The organism is Mycobacterium sp. NGS22 (genome assembly GCF_059813095.1).
Genome location: NZ_JCALDY010000016.1, coordinates 1 through 25,701, shown reverse-complemented (window position 1 = coordinate 25,701; position 25,701 = coordinate 1). Strand labels below are relative to the sequence as shown.

The 25,701-nt window shown below is 65.8% G+C and carries 19 protein-coding genes and 1 pseudogene; 9 read left to right on the top strand and 11 right to left on the bottom strand.

Features of this window, described 5'->3' with window-relative positions; genetic code table 11:
• Nucleotides 1-178 precede the first annotated feature (178 nt).
• From AC5Y47_RS16495 to AC5Y47_RS16465, 7 genes are all read left to right on the top strand, one after another.
• Nucleotides 179-1,600: a condensation domain-containing protein gene (locus AC5Y47_RS16495; RefSeq protein ID WP_499945173.1), complete on the top strand. Its 1,422-nt coding sequence runs from the start codon at nt 179-181 to the stop codon at nt 1,598-1,600.
• A gap of 9 nt (nt 1,601-1,609) precedes the next feature.
• Nucleotides 1,610-4,603 carry an MMPL/RND family transporter gene (locus AC5Y47_RS16490; protein ID WP_499945172.1) on the top strand — a complete coding sequence of 998 codons (2,994 nt, stop codon included), beginning with the start codon at nt 1,610-1,612 and terminating at the stop codon, nt 4,601-4,603.
• Nucleotides 4,604-4,647: 44 nt separating this feature from the next.
• Entirely contained in the window at nt 4,648-5,760 is a 1,113-nt protein-coding gene (gene pe, locus AC5Y47_RS16485) for an acyltransferase PE (protein WP_499945171.1), read from the top strand.
• Between the two features lie 43 nt (nt 5,761-5,803).
• Nucleotides 5,804-6,853: an NAD(P)H-dependent amine dehydrogenase family protein gene (locus AC5Y47_RS16480; RefSeq protein WP_499945170.1), complete on the top strand. Its 1,050-nt coding sequence runs from the start codon at nt 5,804-5,806 to the stop codon at nt 6,851-6,853.
• 167 nt (nt 6,854-7,020) lie between these two features.
• Nucleotides 7,021-7,476: an MmpS family transport accessory protein gene (locus tag AC5Y47_RS16475; protein ID WP_499945169.1), complete on the top strand. Its 456-nt coding sequence runs from the start codon at nt 7,021-7,023 to the stop codon at nt 7,474-7,476.
• A complete protein-coding gene (locus AC5Y47_RS16470; protein WP_499945168.1) occupies nt 7,473-10,376 on the top strand; it encodes an MMPL/RND family transporter in 2,904 nt (967 codons plus the stop codon). Before AC5Y47_RS16475 ends, AC5Y47_RS16470 begins: the two co-directional genes overlap by 4 nt.
• A 75-nt stretch (nt 10,377-10,451) precedes the next feature.
• Nucleotides 10,452-11,978, top strand: coding sequence for a PecA family PE domain-processing aspartic protease (locus AC5Y47_RS16465; protein ID WP_499945167.1), 1,527 nt, complete (start codon nt 10,452-10,454; stop codon nt 11,976-11,978).
• 8 nt (nt 11,979-11,986) lie between these two features.
• Here the strand turns inward: AC5Y47_RS16465 and AC5Y47_RS16460 are convergent, their stop codons facing one another.
• From AC5Y47_RS16460 to nadD, 5 genes are read right to left on the bottom strand one after another with little or no spacing between them, the layout of a single operon-like run.
• Nucleotides 11,987-12,817 (bottom strand): DegV family protein, encoded by an 831-nt coding sequence (locus tag AC5Y47_RS16460; RefSeq protein WP_499945166.1) that lies wholly within the window; start codon nt 12,815-12,817, stop codon nt 11,987-11,989.
• Nucleotide 12,818: 1 nt separating this feature from the next.
• A complete protein-coding gene (octT, locus tag AC5Y47_RS16455) occupies nt 12,819-13,553 on the bottom strand; it encodes a diglucosylglycerate octanoyltransferase (RefSeq protein WP_499945165.1) in 735 nt (244 codons plus the stop codon).
• A complete protein-coding gene (gene gpgP, locus AC5Y47_RS16450) occupies nt 13,543-14,226 on the bottom strand; it encodes a glucosyl-3-phosphoglycerate phosphatase (protein ID WP_499945163.1) in 684 nt (227 codons plus the stop codon). Before gpgP ends, octT begins: the two co-directional genes overlap by 11 nt.
• Nucleotides 14,223-14,609: a ribosome silencing factor gene (gene rsfS, locus AC5Y47_RS16445; protein ID WP_499945162.1), complete on the bottom strand. Its 387-nt coding sequence runs from the start codon at nt 14,607-14,609 to the stop codon at nt 14,223-14,225. Before rsfS ends, gpgP begins: the two co-directional genes overlap by 4 nt.
• Nucleotides 14,606-15,250, bottom strand: coding sequence for a nicotinate-nucleotide adenylyltransferase (gene nadD, locus AC5Y47_RS16440; RefSeq protein ID WP_499945161.1), 645 nt, complete (start codon nt 15,248-15,250; stop codon nt 14,606-14,608). The genes rsfS and nadD overlap by 4 nt, the downstream gene beginning before the upstream one ends.
• A 171-nt stretch (nt 15,251-15,421) precedes the next feature.
• Here nadD and AC5Y47_RS16435 point away from each other — a divergent pair, with 171 nt between their 5' ends.
• Entirely contained in the window at nt 15,422-16,414 is a 993-nt protein-coding gene (locus tag AC5Y47_RS16435) for a class I SAM-dependent methyltransferase (protein ID WP_499945280.1), read from the top strand.
• A gap of 170 nt (nt 16,415-16,584) precedes the next feature.
• Here the strand turns inward: AC5Y47_RS16435 and AC5Y47_RS16430 are convergent, their stop codons facing one another.
• From AC5Y47_RS16430 to AC5Y47_RS16405, 6 genes are all read right to left on the bottom strand, one after another.
• Complete coding sequence (locus AC5Y47_RS16430) at nt 16,585-18,027, bottom strand: vWA domain-containing protein (RefSeq protein ID WP_499945160.1); 1,443 nt, start codon at nt 18,025-18,027, stop codon at nt 16,585-16,587.
• On the bottom strand, nt 18,027-18,902 hold the full coding sequence (locus tag AC5Y47_RS16425) for an AAA family ATPase (RefSeq protein WP_499945159.1): 876 nt from the start codon (nt 18,900-18,902) through the stop codon (nt 18,027-18,029). The genes AC5Y47_RS16430 and AC5Y47_RS16425 overlap by 1 nt, the downstream gene beginning before the upstream one ends.
• 27 nt (nt 18,903-18,929) lie before the next feature.
• Nucleotides 18,930-20,177 carry a glutamate-5-semialdehyde dehydrogenase gene (locus AC5Y47_RS16420; protein WP_499945158.1) on the bottom strand — a complete coding sequence of 416 codons (1,248 nt, stop codon included), beginning with the start codon at nt 20,175-20,177 and terminating at the stop codon, nt 18,930-18,932.
• A gap of 47 nt (nt 20,178-20,224) precedes the next feature.
• A complete protein-coding gene (locus tag AC5Y47_RS16415; protein WP_499945157.1) occupies nt 20,225-20,722 on the bottom strand; it encodes a hypothetical protein in 498 nt (165 codons plus the stop codon).
• A gap of 197 nt (nt 20,723-20,919) precedes the next feature.
• Complete coding sequence (locus AC5Y47_RS16410) at nt 20,920-22,323, bottom strand: mechanosensitive ion channel domain-containing protein (RefSeq protein WP_499945156.1); 1,404 nt, start codon at nt 22,321-22,323, stop codon at nt 20,920-20,922.
• Nucleotides 22,320-24,503 carry an adenylate/guanylate cyclase domain-containing protein gene (locus tag AC5Y47_RS16405; protein ID WP_499945155.1) on the bottom strand — a complete coding sequence of 728 codons (2,184 nt, stop codon included), beginning with the start codon at nt 24,501-24,503 and terminating at the stop codon, nt 22,320-22,322. The genes AC5Y47_RS16410 and AC5Y47_RS16405 overlap by 4 nt, the downstream gene beginning before the upstream one ends.
• 302 nt (nt 24,504-24,805) lie before the next feature.
• On the opposite strand from AC5Y47_RS16405, the pseudogene AC5Y47_RS16400 reads away from it, so the two are divergent.
• Nucleotides 24,806-25,701, top strand: a pseudogene (locus AC5Y47_RS16400) (DUF222 domain-containing protein); the annotation flags it as partial.

The window sequence follows — 25,701 nt, the reverse complement described above, 5'->3', positions numbered from 1 at the left end:
AGTGCCGATTCATATCCACGTCATACCGGTTGACACTTTAGCCGTCCCCGCGAGCCGGCTCCGGGCCACTGGCGATCGGTCGCGTGACCGCGCATTTCGCCGGCGGCGCACGGCCAAGGGTTATCTTGATGTCGCTACCGGCGGGCCTGTCTAAGCGGTCCCAACCAAGGAGAATTCATTGCGTATCGGGAAGATCACGATCGGCTCAATCAACGATTGGGCGGTGCGCCCCGGCGTGGTCACCACCTGGCACCCGACCGCCGAGGCGCGCGAGAAGGCGCGTCAGGCGCCGGTCAGCCCGGTGCCGGTCAGTTACATGCAGGCGCAGCATCTTAGTGGGTGTTATGAACGTCCCGCCGCCGGGCTCGACTACTCGCGCCAGATCATCGCCACGTGCGAGGTCCCGGGCGAATGCGACATCAGCGTCATGGACCGTGCGCTCAACGCCTATCTGCGCCGGCACGACACCTACCGGAGCTGGTTCGAATACCACCCGGACGGCGACATCGTCAGGCGCACCATCAGCGATCCCGCCGACATCGAATTCATGCCGGTGGACCACGGCGAGATGACCGTCTCGCAGATTCACGACCACGTGGTGGCCACGCCGAACGCGTTCGAATGGGGTTGCTTCACGTTTGGCATCGTGCAGAGCGAAAACCACTTCACCTTCTACGCCTGCATCGACCACGTCCACGGCGACGCGACGCTGATCGGGATCACCATGCTCGAGTCGCACGGCATGTACACCACGTTGACGACAAGCGGGCAGACCCTCGCCCTGCCCGAGGCCGGCAGCTACGACGACTTCTGCGTGCGGGAGCGCGAGTACACCTCGACGTTGACCGTCGATGCACCGCAGGTCCAGGCCTGGATCGACTTCGCCGAGAACAACAACGGCAGCCTCCCCGACTTCCCGCTGCCGCTGGGTGACCCGCCGACGCCGTGCACCAGCGATATGGTCACCGAGATCCTGATGAACCCCGAGCAGACGGTCCGGTTCGAGTCGGCCTGCACGGCCGCCGGCGCCCGCTTCGTCGGTGGCCTGTTCGCCTGCATCGCGCTGGTGGAACACGAGTTCACCGGTGCGGCCACCTATTACGGACTCACCCCGCGCGACTCCCGCACCGGTGCGGACAATTTCATGACTCAGGGATGGTTCACCGGGTTGGTGCCCATCACCGTGCCGATCGCGGCGACATCGTTCGGCGAAGCGGCGTGGGCAGCACAAGCGTCCTTCGATTCCGGCCTGGACATGGCGCGGGTGCCCTATTACCGCGCGCTGGAGCTGGCCCCTTGGCTGAGTTGGCCCCGCCCCAATTTCCCCGTGACGAATTTCCTGCACGCGGACGCAGCTCCGCTCAACGCCGTCCTCGCCGCGGCCGACATGGGATATGCGGACAGCATCGGCATCTACGGCGACGGCAGGTATTCCTACCAGCTCACCATCTACGTCTTCAAATACGGGGAGGGCACCGCGATGGCGGTGATGTACCCGGACAATCCGGTCGCCCAGAAATCCGTAGCCCGCTACATGGAGGCGATGCGAGCCGTGTGCGCGCAGGTCGCCGACCGCGGACACTGGGGACGCGTTGCATAGGAGGACGAAATGCGACGGCTAGCAGATCTGGTGGTGCGGTGGCCCTGGGTAGTGATCGGACTGTGGGTCGCGATCGCGGTCGCGCTTCCGCTGACGTTGCCTTCCCTCAACGAGATGGCCGAGCGTCACCCGATCGCGATCCTGCCCGAGGATGCGCCGTCGAGCGTCGCCGCCCGGCAGATGACCGAGGCGTTCCACGAATCGGGTTCGGAAGACCTGCTGCTGGTGGTGCTGACCAACGAGCGCGGCCTCGGTCCTGCCGATGAAGCCGTTTACCGCAAGGTGGTCGACGCGCTGCGCCAGGACACCCGCAACGTCGTGATGGTGCAGGATTTCGTGAGCACTCCCGCCTTGCGTCCCGCCCTGACCAGCAAGGACCGCAAATCCTGGGTGCTGCCGGTGGGCCTGGCAGGCGAACTGGGCACTCCGAAGTCCTACGCCGCCTTCAACAAGGTCTCCGACACCGTCGGGCACATCGTTGCCCAAACGCCGGCCGGAACCTCGCTGAAAGTGCATCTCACCGGACCCGCGGCCACCGTCGCCGACCTCACCGCAGCCGGTCAGCACGACCGGCTGCCGATCGAGATCGCCATCGGCGTCCTGGTGCTCCTCGTCCTGCTGGTCGTCTACCGCAATCCGGTGACCATGTTGCTGCCGTTGATCGCCATCGGGGGTTCGCTGGTGATCGCCCAAGCCGTGGTGGCCGGTGTCTCGCAGTTGACCGGTCTGGGGGTGTCGAATCAGTCAATCGTCTTCCTCAGCGCGATGATCGCGGGCGCGGGGACGGACTACGCGGTGTTCTTGATCAGCCGTTATCACGACTATGTGCGCTCCGGCGCGGACTGCGACGACGCGGTCCGCAAAGCGCTGGTTTCGATCGGGAAGGTGATCACGGCATCCGCCGCCACGGTGGGAATCACCTTCCTCGGGATCAGTTTCTCGCGGATGGGGATCTTCTCGACCGTCGGGGTGGCGTCGGCGATCGGGATCGGTGTGGCATTCCTGGCTGCGTTGACCCTGCTGCCCGCGATCCTGGTGATCGCCGGCCCGCGCGGCTGGGTCAAGCCGCGCCGTGAGCTCACCGCCCGGTGGTGGCGGCGTTCGGGCATTCGCATCGTGCGGCGCCCGACATCGCACCTGGTCGCCAGCGTGCTGGTCCTGGCGATCCTGGCCGGCTGCGCGGGCTTGGTGCGCTACAACTACGACGACCGCAAGGCCGTGCCGCCGTCTGCTCCCAGTTCGATCGGTTATGCCGCCCTGGAGAATCATTTCCCGGTCAACCAGTCCATCCCGGAATTCATCCTGATCTCCTCACCGCATGACCTGCGCACGCCGCGCGCGCTGGCCGACCTGGAACAGCTGGCCGAGCGTGTCAGCCAACTGCCGAATGTCGCCGCGGTCAGCGGCGTCACCCGGCCGACCGGGGTCGTGCCGGAACAGTTGCGGGCCACGTATCAGGCCGGAGCCATCGGGGCTCGGCTGGGCGGTGCCTCAGATTTGATCAGCGACCACACCGACGACCTGAATCGCCTGGTGAACGGCGCCGATCTGCTGGCGACCAACCTCCGCGACGCCCGCGGCCAGGTGACCCAGATCGTGTCCAGCTTCCAAGGACTGATCGACGAGTTCGCCTCGATGCGAAGCCAATACGGGGGCGACAGGCTGGTTGCGGAAGTCGAGACCGCCGCCAAGCTCGTCAACAGCGTCAACGCGCTGGGCAATGCGATGGGGCTGAACTTCATGGCCGTGCGAGACATGTTCGGCTGGATCGGACCGGTGCTGGCCGCCCTGCAGAACAACATGGTGTGCAACGCCGACCCGTCCTGCAGCAATACCCGTGCCCAGTTCGAGCGCATGATGCAGGTGAGCGGTGACGGAAGCATCGACCGGATCAACGATCTGGCCCGACAGATGCAGACGTTCCAGGATCGGCAGACCCTCGATGCGACGGTGACCCGGTTGCGCGCAACGCTCACCCAGTTGAACAAGGCCGTGCATGCGGCGGGACTGGATCAGCCCGGTGGAGTCCAGGGCGGCCTGACCAAACTCCAACAGGGCGCCGACCGCTCCGCGGGTGGCAGCCGACAGTTGGCTGACGGAGTGGAGCAGCTCGTCGAACAAGTCAAACAACTGGGCGCGGGGCTGGGTGAGGCGTCGGCGTTTCTGCTGGCGATGAAAGACGAGGCGGCACAACCGTCCATGGCCGGCTTCAACATCCCGGCTCAGTTGCTGCAACTGGACGAGTTCAAGAAGGCCGCCAAGATGTTCGTGTCCCCGGACGGGCACACGGTGCGGTATCTGGTGCAGACCAAGCTCAATCCGTTCAGCGCCGAGGCGATGGATCAGGTGGATACCATCACCGCCACCGCCCGGGGAGCCCAGCCGAATACCGCGCTGGCGGACGCCAAGGTCTCGATGGCGGGATACCCTGTGACGCTGCGCGATACGCGCAACTACTACGACCATGACATCCGGTTCATCATCGCCGTGACCATCATCGTCGTACTGCTGACGTTGATGGCATTGCTGCGAGCCGTGATCGCTCCGCTCTACCTGGTCGGCACCGTGGTGATCTCGTACCTGTCTGCGCTGGGTATCGCTGTGTTGGTCTTTCAATACCTGCTGCACCAGCAATTGCATTGGAGCGTGGCACCATTGGCCTTCGTGGTGTTGGTCGCGGTGGGTGCCGACTACAACATGCTCTTCGTCTCGCGCATGCGCGACGAGTCGCCACGCAGCATGCGGTACGGCGTGATCCGCGCGCTGGGCTCGACCGGGGGCGTGATCACCGCGGCAGGCTTGATCTTCGCCGCTTCGATGTGCGGTCTGTTGTTCTCCACCATCAGCACCGTGGTGCAGGGCGGCTTCATCATCGGTGTCGGCATATTGCTCGACACCTTCGTGGTGCGCACCGTGCTGGTCCCGGCGGTCGCTGCGCTGATCGGGCAGGCCAGCTGGTGGCCATCCCGGCCGAGACCACGCCGGGTCGGCACGGACGCGTGACGTGTGACAGACTACGAACCGAATCGAGCAGGCGAGGAGTAGGGATGAAGAAACTACTCGCGGGGGCTGTCGCGCTGGCAATGACATTGGTAATCGACTCTGCCGCAGCATCTTTCGGCACACCGGTTGCCAGAGCCGACGAAACGCCGCTGGTTCCGACGCCGACGGACGAGTTGGCGTACGCCCTGGGCGGCGCGCACGTCCTGGGCATCCCGTACGACGAATACATCCGTCGCGAGGGGGCTGATTGGCTCCCCACCCGGCGCCGCCAGATCGTCGACTACCCCGCAGGCCAGGTCCAGGGCCACGTCCTGGGACGCCTCTTCCCCGGCATCGCCAAGCTGGACGAGATGATGCCCGGGTTGGGCGCGGACGGTCCGAGCGTCGGCGAATCGGTCCTGGTCGGCGCGGACAATCTCACTGCGGCGATCGGTCGAGGCGGTCCCGGCACCGTGATCGGGTTGTCCGAGGGTGCGCTGGTGCTTGACGAAGTGCAGGCACGGCTCGCCACCGATCCCAACGCTCCGCCGCCAGATCACTTGACATTCAACACGTTTGGCGATCCGGTTGCTCGGCACGCGTTCGGCGAGAGTTTCCTGACCGCCATGTTCCCGGTCGGCAGCATCGTCCCCGCGCTCGACTATCCGGTGCCGCCACCGGTCGAGAGCCAGTACGACACCAGGATGTTCATCTCCGCATACGACTCGATCGCCGACTTCCCCGACCGGCCGGACAACTGGATGTCGCTGGCCAATACGCTGGTGGGGCTGATGACCGGGCACACGGCGGTCGCGTTCACCAACCCCAGCGTGGTGCCGCCGCAGAACATCCGGAGCACGGTCAACTCCCGCGGTGCGACGACCACCACTTTTCTGATTCCCGAACGGCACCTTCCGCTGGTGCTGCCCTTCCAATATCTCGGGGTCGACGAGGGGACGCTGAACAAGCTCGACACGGTGCTGCTGCCCTCGGTCAACGCCGGCTACTCCCGCAACGACGACCCGCTGACCGCTCCGGTGCAGGTGGACCCGGTCAACGGTTACGACCCCGCGGCTGTCACCGCCCCGGCCACTCAGGCCACCTTCGGCGGCGGCGCCGATCCGATCTCACAGATCCTGTCCGGTGCGATGTACGCCTTCAACCAGTGGCAACACTGACGCCGGGGCGGCCACCCACTGCCGCAGTGCGGGTCAGCGCCCGATGAGCGCCGACCGTCGGCTGCGGGTCATCCAGTGGACCACCGGCAACATCGGGCGACGGTCGCTGCACGCGATCATCGGACGGCCGGACATGGAACTGGTCGGGGTGTATGCGCACGGTGCTGACAAGGTCGGTCTCGACGCCGCCGATCTGGCCGGCTGGCCGGAGCCGACGGGTGTGCACGCCACCAGTGACGTCGACGCGCTGATCGCGCTGGGTGCCGACGCGTGTTGCTATAACCCGTTGTGGCCCAACATCGATGAGCTGGTGCGGCTGTTGGAGTCCGGGGTCAACGTATGTTCCAGCGCGGCCTGGATCACCGGCGGCAAGCAGACCCCGCAGGACCGCGAGCGCATTCTGGCGGCCTGCGCAAAAGGCAACTCCACGATCTTCGGCAGCGGCGCGCATCCCGGCATGACGAATATGGTCGGCATGGTGCTCAGCGGTTCCTGCGAGCGCGTCGACGAGATCCGGATCACCGAATCGGTGGACTGTTCGACCTACGAATCGGCGGAAACCCAAACAGCCATGGGCTTCTCGCAGTCGCCCGACACCCCCGGACTGGCCGAGAGCGTGCGGCGGGAAAGCGAGGTGTTCGCCGAGTCCGCGGCCATGATGGCCGACGCGATCGGCGCGCGCCTGGACCGGATGACTTTCGACGTCACCTTCACCGCCGCCACCGGCGACTCCGACCTGGGCTTCATGACGATCCCGGCGGGAACCGTCGGCGGCGTGCACGGCTACCACCGCGGCTGGGAGGGTGACCGCAACGTCGTCAGCGTCGGATTCAACTGGACCATGGGCGATCACGTCGTCCCGCCCAAACCGCTCGAGCACGGACATGTCATCCAGGTGTTCGGCCTGCCCAATATGCGCACCGTCCTGCACTGCCTGCCGCCCCGGGACTGGAAGGAACCAGGGTTCATGGGCCTGGGCATGATCTACACCGCCATGCCGGTGACCAACGCGGTCCCGGCGGTGGTCGCCGCTCGTCCGGGCATCGTGACGCTGGCCGACCTTCCGCCGGTCACCGGTCGCCTGGCGCGCTGAGACTGTGTCGTCCGGCACATTGCGGTCACCCCGAGGAACGCTTCCGTGCACTAAGGGTTAGGGTACTTAGCCGAGCAAAGATTTCCGCGCGCCCGACGGGTGGGTGGGAAGCAAGCTCTCCGATTGGGTGTTGCAACCCCAGTATCGGCGTGCGAAAGGCAGTGACGATGAGGAATGGTTCGGTCACGGGCACCGCAACCCGTCTGCTCAAACGAATCTGGATACCGCTGATTCTGGTGGTCGTCCTCGCCGTCGCGGGTCTGGTCGTGTCGCGCTTGCACAAGGTCTTCGGCTCCCAGGACCTCAACGCGAATGCCGGTGCCGGGATAGAGATCGTGCAGTTCAACCCCAAAGTCGTGGTCTACGAAATCTTCGGGTCGTCCGGGGCCACCGCCAACATCAACTACTGGGACGCCGACGCCAACACCCACCAGGTGAACTCGGCAGCACTGCCGTGGTCGGTCACGATCTCCACGACGTTGCCTTCGGTGAGCGCCAACATCATGGCCCAGTCCGACGGCAGCAACGTCGGCTGCCGCATCACGGTCGACGGAATCATCAAGGAAGAGAAGAAGTCTGGCGGCGTCAACCCGCAGACCTTCTGCCTGGTCAAGTCCGCATGAGTGGCGTAGAAGACACGAGGGACGCGACCACCGGCCCGATCGCCGTGCAGCCCGCCGAGACCCCGCCGCCCGCCGAACGACCACACCGGCCCGCTATCCCCCACTTCATCCGCATCTTTGCGATTCCGATCATCCTGGCCTGGGTGTTCGTCACGGTGCTGGTGAACGTCGCCGTCCCCTCCCTGGAGGTCGTCGGCGAGCAGCATTCCGCACCGATGACCCCGTTGGACGCGCCGTCCATGCAGGCGATGATGCGGCTGGGACACAACTTCAAGGAGTTCGACTCCAACAGCACGGTCATGATCGTCCTGGAAGGCGATGCGCCGCTGGGTCAGCCGGCGCACGACTACTACGACAACCTGATCCGCCAACTGCGCGAGCAGCCCAAGCACGTCCAGCACATCCAGGACTTCTGGGGCGACCGGTTGACGGCCGCCGGAGCCCAAAGCGCCGACGCCAAGGGCGCTTACGTGATGCTGAACCTGGCCGGCAACCAGGGCACCACCGAGGCCAACGATTCGGTCGAGGCGGTGCGCAAGGTCATCGACAAGAACCCGACACCACCCGGGCTGAAGGTTTACGTCACCGGTCCGGCCGCGCTCAGCGACGACATGCACGTGATCGGCAACGCCAGCCTGGCCAAGATCACCCTGTTCACCCTGGGCGCGATCGCCATCATGCTGCTGCTGGTCTATCGCTCGATCGTCACCACACTGATCCAGCTGTTCATGACGTTCATCGCGCTGGCTTCGGCGCGCGGAGTCGTCGCGGTACTGGCGTACAACAACGCCTTCGGGCTCACCACGTTCGCGGCCAACATCCTCACCATGCTGGCGATCGCCGCCGGCACCGACTACGGGATCTTTCTGGTGGGCCGGTATCAGGAAGCGCTACGCGCCGGTGAGGACCGGGAAACCGCCTACTACACGACCTTTCGCGGGGTTGCGCCGGTGGTGCTGGGGTCGGGCCTGACGATCGCGGGGGCCACCTATTGCCTGAGCTTTACCCGGCTGCCGTGGTTCAACACCATGGGTTGGCCGGTGGCGATCGGGATGCTGGTGGTAGTGCTGGCCGGTGTGACGCTGGGCCCCGCGGTGGTGCTCGTGGGCAGCAAGCTGCACCTGTTCGAGTCCAAGCGCGCCACCGGGCAAGGACGGCTGTGGCGGCGGGTCGGCACCGCGGTGGTGCGTTGGCCCGCACCGATTTTGGCGGTCAGTACCGCGATCGTGCTGATCGGCATGGTCGCGCTGCCGAGCTTTGTCACCAGCTACAACGACCGCTTCTACCTGCCGACCTCGGCCCCGTCCAACCAGGGACAAGAAGCTGCCAACCGGCACTTCTCCGAGGCCCGGATGAATCCCGACATGCTGATGGTCGAAGCCAACCACGACATGCGCAATCCGGCCGACATGCTGGTGCTGGACCGAGTGGCCAAGAACGTCATGCGCACGGTCGGAATCGCCATGGTCCAGGACATCACCCGGCCGCTGGGCATTCCAATTCAGCACAGCTCCATACCTTTTCAGAACAGCATGCAAAGCCAGACCACCATGCAGAACATGGCTTTCCTGCAGGACCGGATGGCCGACATCACCAAGATGGCCGACCAGATGCAGTTCATGATCGAGACCATGGAGCGCATGTACAAAGTGACGCAGGAGCTTTCCAGCGCCGCCGACGACAGCGCGAGGACCACGGCCGAGACCGCCGAGATCACCAACCGGTTGCGTGACCACATCGCCGATTTCGACGATTTCTGGCGCCCGATCCGCAGCTACTTCTATTGGGAGAAGCACTGTTTCGACATTCCGATCTGCTGGTCGTTGCGCTCGCTGTTCGAGTCGTTGGACGGATTCGACCAGCTGGCCGGGCAGTTCGACGAACTCACCAAGGACATTCAGCGCACCGCCGCGGCCACGCACCAGATGTTGGTGCTGATTCCGCCGATGATCACGACGATGAAGACGACGAAGGCGCTCACGCTGACCATGCAGGCCACCTTCTCCGCGATGCTGGACCAGATGAAGTCGTTGAGCGATACCGCGGTGGTGATGGGGCAGAGTTTCGACCAGTCCAAGAACGACGACATGTTCTACCTGCCGCCGGAGGCGTTCGACAACCCGGACTTCCAGACCGGCCTGCGGATGTTCCTGTCGCCGGACGGGAAGTCGGCGCGGTTCTTCATCACCCACCAGGGCGATCCGATGACCCCGGAAGGGATTTCGCGCGTCGAAGCCGAGCGGACCGCTGCACAGGAAGGACTCAAGCAGTCGTCGCTGTCCGACGCCAAGGTATACCTCGGCGGCACCGCCGCGACATTCAAGGACATGCACGACGGCGCCAAATACGACCTGATGATCGCGGTGGTGTCGGCGCTGACGCTGATCTTCATGATCATGCTGCTGCTCACTCGCAGCGTGGTGGCGGCGATGGTGATCGTGGGCACCGCGGCCAGTTCGATCGCCGCGTCCTTCGGGTTGTCGGTGCTGATCTGGCAGGACCTGTTCGGCATCAAGATCCACTGGATCGTGATGGCGTTGTCGGTCATCATCCTGTTGGCCGTCGGGTCCGATTACAACCTGTTGCTGGTGTCCCGGTTCAAAGAAGAGATCCACGCCGGGCTCAAAACCGGGATCATCCGGTCGATGGCCGGAACCGGTGGTGTGGTGACCGCGGCGGGTCTGGTCTTCGCGTTCACCATGGCCTCGATGCTGGGCAGCGACCTGCGGGTGCTGGGTCAGTTCGGGTCGACGGTGTGCATCGGTCTGCTGCTCGACACCCTGATCGTGCGCACGTTGTTGATGCCGTCGATCGCCACGCTGCTCGGGCGGTGGTTCTGGTGGCCCATGGTGGTGCACCCGCGCGGGGACAACGCTCTGGTACATGCCCGGCGGGCCTAGCTGCGCTATTCGGCACACCAAGTAAGCCGTTGCCGGTTACTCTCTTGAGTGATTGACGCGACGAGGAGGCCGGGCATGTCATTTCTGCTGGTTTCTCCTGACCAATTCGGTTCGGCGACAACTGTTTTGGAACGCATCGGTTCGTCGCTGCATTCAGTCAACGCCGCGGCGGTCGTTCCCACCACCGGCCTGGTGGCCGCCGGCGCCGACGAGATCTCGGCCGCGGCGGCGACGTTCTTCACCGAGCACGGGCGGCAGTACCAGGCGGCGGCCGGGCAGTTCGCCACGTCCTACGAGCAGGTCGTGCTCAGGCTGCTGGAAACCGCACGTGCTTACGCGGACGCCGAGATCGCCGTTGCCAATCACCTGGTCGCCAGCGCGTCGCACTTCGTCAACGACCCCATCCTGCAGATCACCGGACGCCAGCTGTTCGGCGACGGCGCGAACGGATACACCGACGCACAAGGCGTGGGAACCCCAGGCGGGCCCGGCGGGTGGTTGTTCGGCAACGGCGGCACCGGCGGCGTCAGCGTCCGATACGGGGCGGCCGGCGGCGACGGCGGCGCCGGCGGTCTGTTGTTGGGCAACGGCGGCACCGGCGGACGCAACCTCTACGGCGGCATGCCGGGTGGCGACGGCGGGTCCGCCGGTCTGATCGGTATCGGCGGCACCGGCGGAGCCAGTGGGCCGGGCGGCGTGGGCGGGGCGGGCGGTCGCGGCGGGTTGCTGGGACTGCCCGGCACCGCCGGAATCAGCACCGCGCTGGGGCCGAACCAGACGCTGATCCATCCCGGCCAGTGGGGCAGCCCGATCGTGAACATCTCGGTCGGCGGCGGACCGAGTGTGCCCGTCACCGTCGACTCCGGCGCCAGCGGTCTGGTGGTACCGCCGCAATTCGTCGATCTGACCAAGCTTGGTACGCCCATCTCCTCCGGCAATGTCACGTACGGTGGGACCGTCTTCGTCAGCTACCAGACGTATCAGACGACAGTGAACTTCGGGAACGGAATCGTCACCGCGCCAACGACTGTCGGCGTCGCCACCTCGGCGTATGTCGGCACTCCTGCAAACCCGATCCCGGTTTCGTCGCTGCCGGCCTATCTCGGCGTGGGCCCCAACAACGACTTCCCGTTCAGCAGCCCCGTGAACGCCGCCTTGCCGGCCAACATGAATCAGGGCGTGCTGATCAATCTGCCCCGCGGTCTGCTGGAGTTCGGGCCCAATCCGCTGCCCCCGCTGGTCGAGATGGACGGTGCCCCGAGAACCGTTGTGCAGGTGCAGATCAACAACGAATTGCCGCAAACCGTGGGCGCATTCATCGATTCCGGGGGCGAGCTGGGCGCGATCCCACAGTCATTGGTGCCGGGCCTGGCGGTCGGCAACCACCTGCCGGCCGGGACAGTCATCACCGTCTCCACGATCAACGGTGTGCCCCTCTACACGCAGACGGTCACCGCGGCCCACAGCCCGTTCGTCGTCGCGTCGGCGACGCCCAATAATTTCTACGTCTTCAACACCGGGTCCTACCCGTTCTCACAACTGCCCATCTACATCTGGAACAACGACGCGGTGGGTACGACGGTGTTCGTCCGGCAGATCTGACGCGAAATCTATTCGGCCAGTTGCAGACACACCGCCAGCGCACCCGCACCGACATGCACCGCCAGCACTGGACCCAGTGGTGTGACGATCGCCGGCTCCGCCGCCGGTAGCCGGTCGGCCAGCATCGCCGCCACTTCGCGTGCGCCGTCGGGATTGGCGACGTGCAGCACCGCCAGCGACGCCGCGCGCTCCCCCACCACCTCGCAGACCTGGTCGACCAGCGCGGTGACAGCCCCCTTGGCGGTGCGGATTCGTTGTGCCAGAACGAGTTTTCCGGCGTCGACGTGCAGCAGCGGCTTGAGTGCCAACGCCGTGCCCAGCCACGCCTTGGCGCCACCGATGCGTCCACTGCGGCGCAGGTTGTCCAGTCGCTGCACGATCATGAACGCGTGCGTGCGGTCCACCGCCCCGGCCGCGGCGGCGGTGACGGCATCCAGATCGACACCGGTGGCCGCCGCCCGGGCAGCGGCCAACGCGATGAAACCGGTCCCCATCGCCGTCGACCTGGAATCGACGACCCTGACCGCCGAGCCGAACTCCTCAGCGCTCAACTCGGCGGCACGGCAGGTCCCGGACAGATCCGACGAGATATGGACTGCCACAACGCCATCGCCGTCACTGGCCGCCAACGCCTCCCGATAAGCCGCGCACAGCTCGGCGGGGGTGGCGGCAGCGGTGGTGGCGTGGCGCTTGTGGATGTCGTCGGGGACCTCGTCGACGCCGTCGCGCAGATCGGCGCCGTCGAGCAGGATATGCAGCGGCACTTCGCGTATCGCCCACTTGTCGCGCACCTCGGCCGGTAGCCGCGCCGCGCTGTCGGTGACTACCACGACCGGCATGTCAGCGGGTTTTCTCGCTCGGCACGCCCGCTTCGGCCAGCGCTTTGAGCATCAACTCCGCGACCGCCCGGTGGGCCTCGAAGTTCCAGTGGATGCCGTCGGGATTGCCGCGCCCGTTGAGCACCTCGTCGGCGACAGCGGCCTTGAGATCCACCAGCGGAACGTCATGCTGTTGCGCCCATTCGGTGATCGCTGCAACCGTGCCCGCGCGGCCGTGGTGTGCCTTGCCGTACGTCTCGGCGATGTGCACCGACGGCAGCGACGCGACCACCGGAATACCGGGTCGGTTGAAATCGATTGCGCCACGGGTCATTTCCAAGTATTCCGCGGACAGGTGCGGCGGCAGTGCTGACCTGGCGACCGGCGACAGCCTCGGCTGCAACCACCCGTAGCCGTCGCGCACCCAGCGCCGCAGCCACGGCGGCCGCACGTAGCGGATGAGCTCGCGCAGCGCGGTCGGCCACACCGACGGCAACGAATCCATGCCGCTGGTCGCGAAGATCACCGCACCGGCCCTGGGCAGCGCCGCCCATGACCGCGGGTCCTGGGTCGCCGCCCACCACACGTCCCGGCAGGTCCAGCCGATCCGGCCGATCAGTTCGACATCCCAATCTAGCTGCGCTGCAACGATATTGGGCCAGATACGCGGGTCGTCGGCGGGCAGCCCGCCGGTGGGACCGTAGTAGGACAGCGAGTCGGCGAAGATCAGCAACGTGGGCCGGTGGTCAGAGGACATCGTCGGAAACCTGCGCCGAAGCGTTCCACACGTCCAGCCGCCAGCGGATCTCGTCCAACCCTGCCCCGAATCCGACATCGTCGTCGGAGTGACCACTGAGCTGCACCCAGCTGCAATTGCCCAAACCACCCAGGACCGGCCAGTTGGCGACCGGCAGACCCAACAGCGCGGCCGACAGTGCGGCGATCAATCCGCCGTGCGCCACCAGCACGATCGGCCGCTCCGGCTGGCTCGGGGCACCCCATTCGGGCTCATCGACCAACAGTTCGGCGACCAGCGGCAGGCTCCGGGCTGCCACGTCGACCCTGCTCTCGCCGCCGTGCGGTGCCCAGCTGGCGTCCTCGCGCCAGGCCAATCGGGCGCCCGGCAGCTCGGCGTCGATCTGCGCGTGGGTCATACCCTGCCAGTCACCCAGGTGTGTCTCCCGCAGCCGCGGGTCCACCCGCACCGGCAGACCCGTGCGCTCCCCCAGCCTGACCGCGGTGTCGTAGGCGCGGCGCAGATCCGACGACACGATCAGTGCTGGCTGCAATTTGCCCAGCACCTCGGCCGCGGCAACCGCTTGGGCGCGGCCCAGCTCGCTCAGATCAGTCTCGAGCTGACCTTGCATCCGGCTGCCCAGGTTGTAATCGGTCTGCCCGTGACGCAACATCACCAGCCGGCGCGCCCTCACGGCGTGCCCGCCTCATCGGGCTCGCCGTCCAGGTCCACCGGGATCACCGGGCAGTCGCTCCACAGCCGGTCCAGCGCATAGAAGTTGCGGTCGTCCTGGTGCTGGATGTGCACGACGATGTCGCGGTAGTCCAGCAGCGTCCAGCGGCCTTCGCGGGCACCTTCGCGGCGCGCCGGTTTGTAACCGGCCCGGCGCATCTTCTCCTCGACCTCGTCGACGATCGCGTTGACCTGCCGTTCGTTGGATGCCGAGGCGATCACGAAGCAGTCGGTGATCACCAGCTGCCCGGAGACGTCGATCACGATCACGTCGTCGGCGAGTTTGGATGCCGCGGCGGCCGCGGCGACCGTGGCCATGTCGATGGCTTCCTGGTTCGCGGTCATGCGCTGTTCCCGGCGGCCACGCTCGCCGCAGGCTGGCGATACAGCCGGCGCTTGGACACGTACTGCACGACCCCGTCGGGCATCAGGTACCACAGCGGTCGACGCTGCGCGGCACGTTGCCGGCAGTCGGTCGACGAGATCGCCAGCGCGGGAATCGTGAACAGTCTCAACGCTTCTGCGGGCAGGTCGCTCAGGACGCCGGTGATGTGGTCGTGGCGCAGTTCGTAACCGGGTCGGTTGACCCCGACGAACCGGGCGAGCTCGAAGAGTTCCTCCCAGCTCTGCCAGGACAGGATCGTGGCCAGCGCATCGGCGCCGGTGATGAAGTACAGCTCCGCATCCGGGTTGAGCTCGCGCAGTTCCCGCAGTGTGTCCTTGGTGTAGGTGGGGCCGCCGCGGTCGATGTCGACCCGGCTCACCGAAAAGCGCGGATTGGAGGCGGTGGCGATCACCGTCATCAGATAGCGGTCCTCAGCGGGGGACACTTCGCGTTCCTTCTGCCAGGGCTGGCCGCTGGGCACGAACACCACCTCGTCGAGCTCGAACTGGTGCGCGACCTCGCTGGCCGCGACCAGGTGTCCGTAATGGATGGGATCGAACGTCCCGCCCATCACCCCCAGCCTGCGCACCTGCTTTTGCATGGTTTGCCAGCTTACTTGAGCAGCCGCTCCCGCTCGCGCCGCGCGCTGGCGACCGCCATCAACGTCCTTTTGGCCCGATACCGTCCACCCGCGCCGTCGATCGTGTAGAAGGAGTCTGTGGAAACTCCGACGACGGGCTCGGTAGATCAGACGCAACAGTGGAAGGACGCCATGGCCCGGCGTTTCTTCAGCCGCTCGGTGGTCACCGGGGAGATCTCGCTTCCGGCCGTACCCAGCATGCTCGACCATTACGTGGAGATGTGCAGCAACATCTTCGCCAGCGTCGGCCGGCAGTTCAACGACGAGGAACTCGCGCACCTGCGCAAGGTCCTGGAAGGCCAACTCGCAGAGGCGTACTCCATATCCCAACGCTCCAATATCGTCATCTCCTACAACGCCCCCGTCGGCCCGACCCTGCACTACCAGGTCAATGCCCGCTGGTTCACCGTGGCCGAGTCGTACGAGAACTGGGTCGCCACTCGCGAACCACCGCTGTTCGGCACCCAGCCCGACGCCCGCGTGTGGGCATTGGCGAACGAAGCCGCCGACCCCACCACATACCGGGTACTCGACATCGGCGCCGGCACCGGTCGAAACGCGCTGCCGCTCGCGCGCCGCGGTCATCCCGTCGACGTGGTGGAGCTCACCCCGAAATTCGCCGAGATCATCCGGTCTGAGGCGCAGCGCGACGGGCTCGATGTGCGGATCATCGTGCGCAACGTCTTCGAGACCAAAGACGACCTGCGCCAGGACTACCAGCTGATCCTGCTGTCCGAAGTGGTGCCAGACTTCCGCACCACCGACCAATTGCGTGGCCTGTTCGAATTGGCCGCGCACTGCCTGGCGCCCGGCGCACGACTGGTGTTCAACACCTTCCTGCCGCGGCACGGCTACGAAATCGACGACGCCGCACGCGAGTTCGGCCAGCAGGCGTACACCGGCATGTTCTCGCGGCAAGAGGTGTCCGACGCGTCGGCCGGACTACCGCTGGAACTGGTCTCCGACGATTCGGTGTACGAGTACGAGCAGGCCCACCTGCCGCCCGGCGCGTGGCCGCAGACCAGTTGGTACGCCGCGTGGGTCAGCGGTCTCGACGTGTTCCCGGTCGAACGCGAGGACAGCCCGATCGAGATGCGCTGGCTGGTCTTCCGCAAGACCCGCTGACTGTCACGCTAGCGTGACGCTCGGCGTCGAGTGTCACGCTAGCGTGACGCTCGACGCACCTGGCGCTCAATTGCCGGGTCAATTGCCGCCTCAATTGCCGAGTGTGAATCTCACGACGCGACTCGCCGACTACGCGTCGGGAAATTCACACTGAGGGCCGACGGCGGCCGCTAAACCGGCAGCAGCTGATCGATCACCGCGGCCAGCTGTTTGGCCGACCGGCATTCGTGCATGGTGATCACGTCCTGATAGCGCGGCACCGCCGAATCACCGCTGCCCCACAGGTGTTTAGGTTCAGGATTGAGCCAGTGCGCATGCCGCGCGGCGGTCACCATGTCGTCGAGCACGTCGACGGCCGGGTTGCGGTAGTTGGTGCGCCCGTCGCCCAGAATCAGCAGCGAGCTGCGCGGTGACAGCACATTCGGGTTCGCCTGCTGGAACGTGATGAACGCGTTGCCGTAATCGGAGTGGCCGTCGCGGGCGTACACGCCCGCTTCGCGGGTGATCCGCTGAATCGCCACCGCCAGGTCGGCTTCGGGGCCGAACATGTGGGTCACCTCGTCGGTGGTGTCGATGAAGGCGAACACCCTTACCCGCGAAAACTGTTGCCGTAGAGCGTGAACCAGCAGCAAGGTGAAGTGACTGAACCCGGCGACCGAACCGGACACATCGCAGAGCACCACCAACTCCGGGCGGGCCGGGCGGGGCTTCTTCAGTACGACGTCGATCGGCACGCCGCCGGTGGACATGGACTTGCGCAACGTCTTGCGCAGGTCGATCGATCCGGCGCGGGACCGGCGCCGGCGGGCGGCCAACCGAGTGGCCAGCGTGCGCGCCAGCGGAGCGACCACGCGGCGCATCTGGCGTAGTTGATCGCCGGAGGCGCGCAGGAACTCGACGTTCTCCGAAAGCTGTGGAATGCCGTACATCTGGACATGCTCACGGCCGAGTTGCTCGGCAGTGCGTCGCTTGGTCTCGGCATCCACCATCTTGCGCAACTGTGTGATACGTTGCGCGGCAAGTGCTTTGGCGATCTGCTCTTGAGTCGGTGTGGGCTCGTCGCCGTACGGGGCGAGCAGCCCGGCCAGCAGCTTGCCTTCGAGTTCGTCCAGCGCCATCGCCTTGAGTGCCTGATACGACGAGAACGACGGGCCGCGGCTGGAACTGTATTTCCCGTACGCCTCGACGATCCGGGCGATCATCTGCACGAGGCGCTCGTCCATGTCGGCGAGCTCGGGATTATCGGTGAGCAAATCGAGCAGCATCTGGCGCATCGCCTCGACGTCGTCGGGCGGCAGCGAGTCGGGGTCCTCGGCGCCGTCACCGTCGATGACGACGGCGCGGGCACCCAGCGCGGCGGGAAACCACAGGTCGAACATCGCGTCGTAGGTGTCCCGGTGCTCCGGCCGCCGCAACACCGCGCACGCCAGGCCCTCGCGCAGCACCATGCGATCGCCCAAACCCAGCGTGGCCATCACCCGCCCGGCGTCCACCGTCTCCGACGGACCGACCGAAATCCCGCTGCCGCGAAGCGCTTCCACGAACCCGACCAGATGTCCGGGCAGCCCGTGCGGGGCGAGCGGCCGGCTGGGTCGGATGCGTCGGGTGGCCATCAGTTGAGCCTTAATTCTCCGGCCGCACGCTGCTGGTCGGACTGATGTTTGAGAACGACGCCGAGCGTTTGGGCGACGACCGCGTCGTCTATGGTGTCCAGCCCCAGGGCGAGCAACGTCCGTCCCCAGTCGATGGTCTCGGCGATCGACGGCACCTTCTTGAGTTGCATGCCGCGCAGCACCCCGATGATGCGCACCAGTTCCTCGGCCAGATGCTCCGGCAACTCCGGCACCCGGGACAACAGGATCCGCCGTTCGAGATCTGGCGACGGAAAGTCGATGTGCAGGAACAGACAACGACGTTTGAGCGCCTCGGACAGCTCGCGGGTGGCATTGGAAGTCAGCACCACCAACGGTGTCCGGGTCGCGGTGATCGTGCCGAGTTCTGGGACGGTGACTGCGAAGTCGGAGAGCACCTCCAGCAGCAGGCCCTCGATTTCGATGTCGGCCTTGTCGGTTTCGTCGATCAACAGCACGGTCGGCTCGGTGCGCCGGATCGCGGTCAGCAGCGGGCGCTGCAGCAGGAATTCCTCACTGAACACGTCGTCCTTGGTCGCTTCCCAGTCGCCCGATCCGGCCTGGATCCGCAGGATCTGCTTGGCGTGGTTCCACTCGTAGAGCGCTCGGGCCTCGTCGACGCCCTCGTAGCACTGCAACCGGACCAGACCGGAATCGGTGGCCTGAGCGATCGCGCGGGCCAATTCGGTCTTGCCGACGCCTGCCGGCCCTTCGACCAGCAACGGCTTGCCCAGTCGGTCGGCCAGGAACACCGCCGTGGCGGTGGCGGTGTCGGGCAGGTAGCCGGTCTCGGCGAGCCGCCGCGAGACGTCGGCGATGTCGGCGAACAACGGCACGGGGCGCGCGGGCACGCTCATCGGAGGTCTCCTTCGAAAAAATACAGTTCAGGCCGGACGGGTGTGGCCGTCACCCCACACGATCCACTTGGTCGAGGTCAGTTCCGGCAGCCCCATCGGGCCGCGGGCGTGCAACTTCTGGGTGGAGATGCCGATTTCGGCGCCGAAACCGAACTGCTCGCCGTCGGTGAACGCGGTCGACGCGTTCACCATCACCGCGGCCGCATCAACCTGCGCGGTAAAGCGCTGTGCAGCAGCAAGATTCGTGGTCACAATGGCTTCGGTGTGCCCGGTGCCGAACTCGTCGATGTGCGCGATGGCGCCGTCGACGCCGTCGACCACCGCCACCGCGATGTCCATCGCCAGGTATTCGCGGCGCAGGTCGTCGTCGTCGGCGTCGAGATGGACGGCGACGCCCGCATTCTGCAACGCATTCAGCAGTCGCGGCAGCGCATGCTCGGCGATCGCGGCGTCCACCAGCAGGGTCTCCGCGGCGTTGCAGACGGACGGCCGGCGGGTCTTGGAGTTCAGCAGGATCCGCTCGGCCACGTCGAGGTCGGCGGCTTCGTGCACATAGACGTGACAGTTGCCGACCCCGGTCTCGATGGTCGGGATCTGTGCGTCGCGTACCACCGCCTCGATCAGTCCCGCTCCCCCGCGCGGGATCGCCACGTCCACCAGGCCACGCGCCTGGATCAGGTGGGTGACGGTGGCGCGGTCGGCCGATGACAACAGCTGGACGGCGTCCGCGGGCAGGTCCTGAGCGACCAGGGCGCCGCGCAGGACCGAGACCAGTGCCTCGTTGGACTTGGCGGCTGACGAGCTGCCACGCAGCAGCGCGGCGTTGCCGGACTTGAGCGTCAACCCGAAGGCGTCGACGGTGACGTTGGGACGGCCCTCGTAGATCATTCCGACCACGCCGAGCGGAACCCGCTGCTGGCGCAGTTGCAGACCGTTGGGCAGCGTCGACCCGCGCAGCACCTCACCAACCGGATCGGGCAGACCCGCCACCTGCCGCAGCCCGGCAGCGATGCCGTCGACCCGCTGCGGGTTCAGCGCCAGCCGGTCGAGCATGGCGGCAGGAGTGCCGGCTTCCCGCGCGGCGTTCAGGTCTTCGGAGTTGGCGGCCAGAATCTGGTCGACGTGGGCCAGTACCTCGTCGGCGGCGGCGTGCAGTGCGCGGTTCTTAACCGCGGTGGGCGTCACGGCCAGGACGCGAGCGGCGACCCGGGCACGCCGAGCGGCGTCGTGCACCTCTTGACGCAGATCGGGCATCGCCGGAGCTGGCAGACTCATCAGCCCAGGATATCGGGCTTAGCGCTGCTCAGTCGGGTCGGGTCAGCTCAGCCGGACTTGGTCTTCCACCATTGGTAGAGGCTGCTGATGTCGTTGCCCTGGACCGCGGCGGCCCGCAGCTTGGCGTTGTCCGACCAGGCCACGACAGAGACCTTGCCGTTGCCGGCGACGACGGTCCCGCACTCGACCTGCCCGCCGACTTGACCTTGGCTGGTCCACGGCCCCGGCGACTGCTGATCACCCGGACAACTCGATGCCAGATCGATCTTGGCGCTGCTGAACCCCGTCGCCAGGTCGTCGACGCTTCGGTATAACGCGAACGAAGCCGCGGTCGGACCGCCTGCGACGGTGCTTTGGTCGCAGTTCACTTTCTCGACCGCGAGTCCTGTCGATGTCTGCGCCTCGCAGTTACTCGACGAGAAACCCTCGGGCAGCATCCCCATCAATTTGCTTGGCGCGGCCGACGCAACCCCCGGCACGGCGGCTCCACAACCGAGAACCGCGACCGTCACGAACACTCTCGCCCCGCGGGTGAATGGGACCATGGCAAACAACCTCCGCTCGGATAGAAGCCCGTACAGCAGGTCATGCGACTTGGTCGCCGACCCATGTGGCAAACGGTAACTCCAACGGCTTGTCTACCGCGACGGTTTTCGTGGAAAAAGTCCAAACGTGGGTCGGTGGACCGGCTCGCGGGGAGTCATCCGCGCTTTGCCGCTCTGCCGGCACCCCACCGGGCGGGTCAGCTCACCGCCTCGCGGCGGGTCACCCGCCGCGCCTTCCGTTGCCGCTCATCGATGAGCCGACCCAGATCCTGTAGCAGCGTCGGCTTGTTCATCACGATTTTTTCCACATGTTCGCGGTCGATCTCCAGGGCGGTCACTTCCTCGAGGGCGTAGGCACCTGCGACGTTGGGTTGCCGAGTCAGCGCGGTGATGCCGATGAACGATCCCTGGTCCAGGGTCGAGAACGGCACCATGACCCCGTCCTCGTCGGTCACGACCAGCCGGACGCTGCCGGCGACCAGGAACGTCATCACCGTGGGGACCGACCCGGGATACTGCACGACTTCGTCGGCGCCGTACCGAACGATCCTGGCGTACGGGGCGAGGAACTGCTGGTCGACAAGAGTGAGTCGCAGTTCGTCCGCAACCACGGTGCGCAGGGCCTCCGTCACCCGTTCTGGCGTCGAAAAGTCGTCTTGGGCGCCGTCCAGGTGGAGCTTTTCCCGACGGGCCGCGTACCAGATCCAACGCAGGAACGTCGATTCCGTGGCTCCTTCGTCGGCGGGCGAGTTGACCCTGATCGTCGTCCGGTACTCACCGCCACCCAGCGCGACCGAGTCCGGCGTGCTGCCGGGCTGCATCAGCGGCAGCGCGGCGGCCACCGACGACAGCATCGCGCACACTTTGTCGGGCGGATCCTCGACGGCGAACGTCGTGGTGATCGTGCACTTGTGCGGGCCCGCCGGGCGGCTGAGATTGGTGAATGCCGTGGCGGCCAGCACCGAGTTCGGCGTGATCCGAAGTCCGCTACCGGTCTGGATGTGCACCGCTCGCCAGTTCACCTCGATGACGCGTCCCCGCGCCGTCTGGGTGTCCAGCCAGTCGTTGATCCGGAAGGGCTGCTCGAAGAGCATGAACAGACCCGAGACGATCTGGCCGACGGAGTTCTGCAACATCAAGCCGATGACCACCGACGTGATGCCCAGGGCGGTGAACACCCCACCGACGCGAACGCCCCAGATGTAGGACAAGATCACCGCGAGGCCGACACCGATCAGCGCGAAACGGCCGACGTCGAGGAAGATCGCCGGAACCCGTTTGCGCCAGCTTTCTTCGGGAGCCCCTTCGAAGACCGTCGCATTCAGTCCGGACAGCAACAGCACCAGGACCAAGAAGCCGAAGACGGTCGTGAGCAGGCGCACCGGGACGTCACCGGCCGGGACCTGTGATGCCTTGACCAGCAGCAGCAACAGCGCTCCGAGCGGCAGCAGCCAGTTGCGCAGCATGCTGACCTGCCGGACCAGGCGGCTCCTGCGCCGGACGAGTGAATGCTGCAGTTCGGTCAACAGGATCAGACCGACCGGGAACCCGATCGCCACCGCGAGAGCCCAGTAGAACCACGAGGAGTGCAGCGGGTTCATTGCCGCTCCACCAACCGGTAGATCGTTTGTTCGGCGCCGCCGACCAGGATGGTTCCCGCCGGCGTGAAATTGCGGGTGTCACGCATCGCCTCGTACACTTGCGCCGCGACGTAGATGCCCGGTTGTGGTGCGCCGCTGTGCATTTGGTAGGCGAGGCTGACTGCCGCGCCCCACATGTCGTAGACGAGGCCGGACTGGCCGACCAGCCCGCTGACGACGTTTCCGGTGTTGATGCCGACCCGCAGACCGAGAACGTGTCTGCTCTTGTTGTTGAAACGATCGATGATGCGGCGCATTTCGAGCGCGAACTCGATGCTGCGGTGGATGCTGTCGAGTCGCGGTGTGATCACGCCGCAACTGGCGAGATAGCCGTTGTGGAACGTCCGGATCCGTTCCACGCCACGAGCTTCGGCGGCCGCGTCGAACTGACGGAACAGATCGTCGACGATCTCGACCAGTTCCTGTCCGGACAGCTCGTTGGAAATCTCGTCTACCCCGACGATATCGGCGAAGACAATGGCGACATCCTGGTGCATCTGCGCGACCGTGGCCCCGCCTTCGCGATAGCGCTGGACCACCGACTCCGGCATCAGGGCCAGCAGTAACCGGTCATTCTCTCTGCGTTGCTCGTTGAGCAGCTCCTCTTTGATCGCCAGGTTTCGGCTCATCTCGTTGAAAGCGCCAGTCAGGTCCGCGATTTCGTCGCGGGAGGTGATCGGGATGTTGACTTCGTAGTCGCCGGAGCTGATTTTTTGCGTGCCCTCTTCCAGGCGCCGCAACGGCCGAACGGCGGCCTGTGCGATCAGCATCGAAGCCACACTGATGACGAAGATCATCGCGGTGACCGCGACCGCCAGCGTCTTGCTGAACCGGCCCAACCGCGCGAACGCATCAGAATCGTCGCGGGTGGCCAGAATCGCCCAGTGCAGATCGGAGTTGGGGATGTCCAGCGGCGCGAACGCTTCCAACTCTTGGTTACCGGTGTAGTCAGTGCCGACCATGACGCCGGTCTCACCACGTAGCGCGGCACGCGCGCCGGCGCTCTTGATCGGCTGCACCAATGTGGTGCCGCCCAGCTTCATCGCCCGATCCGGGATTTCCGACGAGGTCCCCGCGGCAATGACCTCGCGGCGGTATGCCTTCGGGTCTTCCAGGAAAATCCTTGAGTCCGAGCGCATCAAGTCGTCCGTGCCGGTCAGATACGTCTCGGTCGCGGGACCCATGCCGGCGGATTGCCATTTTTTGTCGGCGGTCATGATCTTGTTGATCTTGGCAATCGGCAGCGGCAAGGCCATGACCCCGTCGACCTTGCCGTCGATGCCGATCGGCGAGACCGCCCACGCCGTCGGAGCTCCCAATGCCGGCTGGTAAGCCTGGAAGTCGGTTATCCATACATATTCGACGTCGTTGGCGCGCAGTGCTTTTCGATATGCATCGCGTAGGTTGGATTCGCGGTAAGGACCGGTCAGGATGTTGGTGCCGAGGTCTGGGCCTTTCTTGACGGAGTAGACGACATTGCCGTCCATGTCGAACAGCAGCGCATCCCGATAGTCGAATCGGTTGACGATGTCGCGCATGTAGAAGTCGTAGCGGACATTGGCTGCCGACCACGCGCTGCCGTCACCGGCGTCCAGTGGCGGCTCGGAGTTCGGAGCCTGGACGGCGGTGTAATGAGCCTGAAGGTACTTCTGCGCGTTGGTGTTCGGCAGAACCGCATTGAGATCGATCTCTTCGCCCGTCACCTGCTTGATCGGTTTGATCATCTGGTTGTCGTAGTAGTTGGTGATCGCCTGCTGCTGCGCCGGGGTGATGGTCGACGTAGCCAGCTGGTTGAACCCGGCGGTGAGCGCGATGACAGCCTGGCTGACGCTGAAGCCGCCGCTGTAGACGTCCAGCGAGTTCGTCACTTCGGCGAACAATGCCTCGATCTGGCGCTTCTGGGATTCGCGCAGTTCGATCAGTCGCTCGGATTCGACTTCGCGCAGAGCGCTGCGGCCGGAAAGCGCCCCGATGAGGCCGATGACCGCGACCGACAAAATAGACGAAAGCAGCAGCGCCACCAGGATCTTGGACTGGATGCTCACCCGGAAGCGTATCCGGGACAGGAAGCGACCGGCGCGCCTTCTGGCCGGAGCACTGCCGCTCTCCGGCGTTTCCTTTGTTGGCTCACCCGACGTCAATCGGCTTCCCTTCCCGATCACGCAGCACACTAGCTCGCACGCCCCTAGTTATCGGCTGTCGGAGCAAAGTGACGCCGGGCCGTGTCCGTGTTTTCACCGAAAGGAGATGCGGCGCAGGTGCGCCAGTATGCGAAGCCGAGTAGTCGTCGTAGGCAGCGTGTCCGAGGAAAATGCGCTGTGCGGCAAGCACTTCAGCGTCGTGTCGGGTCAGGCCAAGTTGATTTGTCCACAGTTGCAGGTTTATGCACAGGTGCGTCTTCGGGGCCGGGGAGTTGTCGGTGCCGGTTCCTAGAATTTGAGGTATGGCAGCGAGCACGCGTGAAGAGATCGTGGAGGTCTTCGACGCACTCGATGCGGATGTGGATCGTTTGTGCGCGTTGTCCTTTGAGGTGTTCACCACCCCGGAGCGGATGCGGGCTCTGGAGCGCCTGGAACGGGCAGCCCGCCAACTGCGCACACCCCAGCACGCGGTGATCAACCAACTCGCCGCCCAAGCCGCCGAGGAGGAGTTGGGCGGCAAGCTGCGCAGTGCGTTGGCTGATCGGTTGCGGATCTCTCAAGTCGAAGCCGGCCGGCGCATCGCCGAAGCCAAAGACCTCGGCGCGCGCCGGGCGCTGTCCGGGAGGCGCTGGCGCCGCTGCTCACCGCGACCGCGACCGCCCAAGGCGCCGGACTCATCGGCGATGAACACATCCGCTTGATCCGCAAATTCCTGGCACATCTGCCCGACACGGTCGATGCGGGCACCCGCGCGGACGCCGAAGCCGACCTGGTCGACAAAGCCACCCACTTTCGCCCCGAACAAGTCCAGAAATATGCCCAGGAAGTGATGGCCTATCTGCACCCCGACGGCAACTACAGCGACGACGAACGCGCCCGCCGACGCGGCCTGACCCTGGGCAAGCAAGGTGTCGACGGCATGTCGCGCCTAAGCGGGCTGGTCACCCCCGAGCTGCGGGCCGCGATCGAAGCGGCGTGGACGAAGTTGGCCGCACCGGGGATGTGCAACCCGGAACACGAGGCACCACGCGTGGACGGCGAACCCGACGCCGAGGAGGCGCAGCGCGATACCCGCTCGGGACCCCAACGCCAGCACGACGCGCTGCTGGCCGGGCTACGCGCACTGCTGGCCTCCGGCGAACTGGGCCGCCATCGCGGCCTGCCGGTCACCATCATCGCCACCACCACCGTGGCAGAA

What these genes read in the sequence shown, in the direction of transcription:
- AC5Y47_RS16490 (WP_499945172.1), top strand. Translation starts at nt 1,610, where the DNA reads ATGCGACGGCTAGCAGATCTGGTGGTGCGGTGGCCCTGGGTAGTGATC.
- pe (WP_499945171.1), top strand. Translation starts at nt 4,648, where the DNA reads ATGAAGAAACTACTCGCGGGGGCTGTCGCGCTGGCAATGACATTGGTA.
- AC5Y47_RS16480 (WP_499945170.1), top strand. Translation starts at nt 5,804, where the DNA reads ATGAGCGCCGACCGTCGGCTGCGGGTCATCCAGTGGACCACCGGCAAC.
- AC5Y47_RS16475 (WP_499945169.1), top strand. Translation starts at nt 7,021, where the DNA reads ATGAGGAATGGTTCGGTCACGGGCACCGCAACCCGTCTGCTCAAACGA.
- AC5Y47_RS16470 (WP_499945168.1), top strand. Translation starts at nt 7,473, where the DNA reads ATGAGTGGCGTAGAAGACACGAGGGACGCGACCACCGGCCCGATCGCC.
- AC5Y47_RS16465 (WP_499945167.1), top strand. Translation starts at nt 10,452, where the DNA reads ATGTCATTTCTGCTGGTTTCTCCTGACCAATTCGGTTCGGCGACAACT.
- AC5Y47_RS16460 (WP_499945166.1), bottom strand. Translation starts at nt 12,817, where the DNA reads ATGCCGGTCGTGGTAGTCACCGACAGCGCGGCGCGGCTACCGGCCGAG.
- octT (WP_499945165.1), bottom strand. Translation starts at nt 13,553, where the DNA reads ATGTCCTCTGACCACCGGCCCACGTTGCTGATCTTCGCCGACTCGCTG.
- rsfS (WP_499945162.1), bottom strand. Translation starts at nt 14,609, where the DNA reads ATGACCGCGAACCAGGAAGCCATCGACATGGCCACGGTCGCCGCGGCC.
- nadD (WP_499945161.1), bottom strand. Translation starts at nt 15,250, where the DNA reads ATGCAAAAGCAGGTGCGCAGGCTGGGGGTGATGGGCGGGACGTTCGAT.
- AC5Y47_RS16435 (WP_499945280.1), top strand. Translation starts at nt 15,422, where the DNA reads ATGGCCCGGCGTTTCTTCAGCCGCTCGGTGGTCACCGGGGAGATCTCG.
- AC5Y47_RS16430 (WP_499945160.1), bottom strand. Translation starts at nt 18,027, where the DNA reads ATGGCCACCCGACGCATCCGACCCAGCCGGCCGCTCGCCCCGCACGGG.
- AC5Y47_RS16425 (WP_499945159.1), bottom strand. Translation starts at nt 18,902, where the DNA reads ATGAGCGTGCCCGCGCGCCCCGTGCCGTTGTTCGCCGACATCGCCGAC.
- AC5Y47_RS16420 (WP_499945158.1), bottom strand. Translation starts at nt 20,177, where the DNA reads ATGAGTCTGCCAGCTCCGGCGATGCCCGATCTGCGTCAAGAGGTGCAC.
- AC5Y47_RS16415 (WP_499945157.1), bottom strand. Translation starts at nt 20,722, where the DNA reads ATGGTCCCATTCACCCGCGGGGCGAGAGTGTTCGTGACGGTCGCGGTT.
- AC5Y47_RS16410 (WP_499945156.1), bottom strand. Translation starts at nt 22,323, where the DNA reads ATGAACCCGCTGCACTCCTCGTGGTTCTACTGGGCTCTCGCGGTGGCG.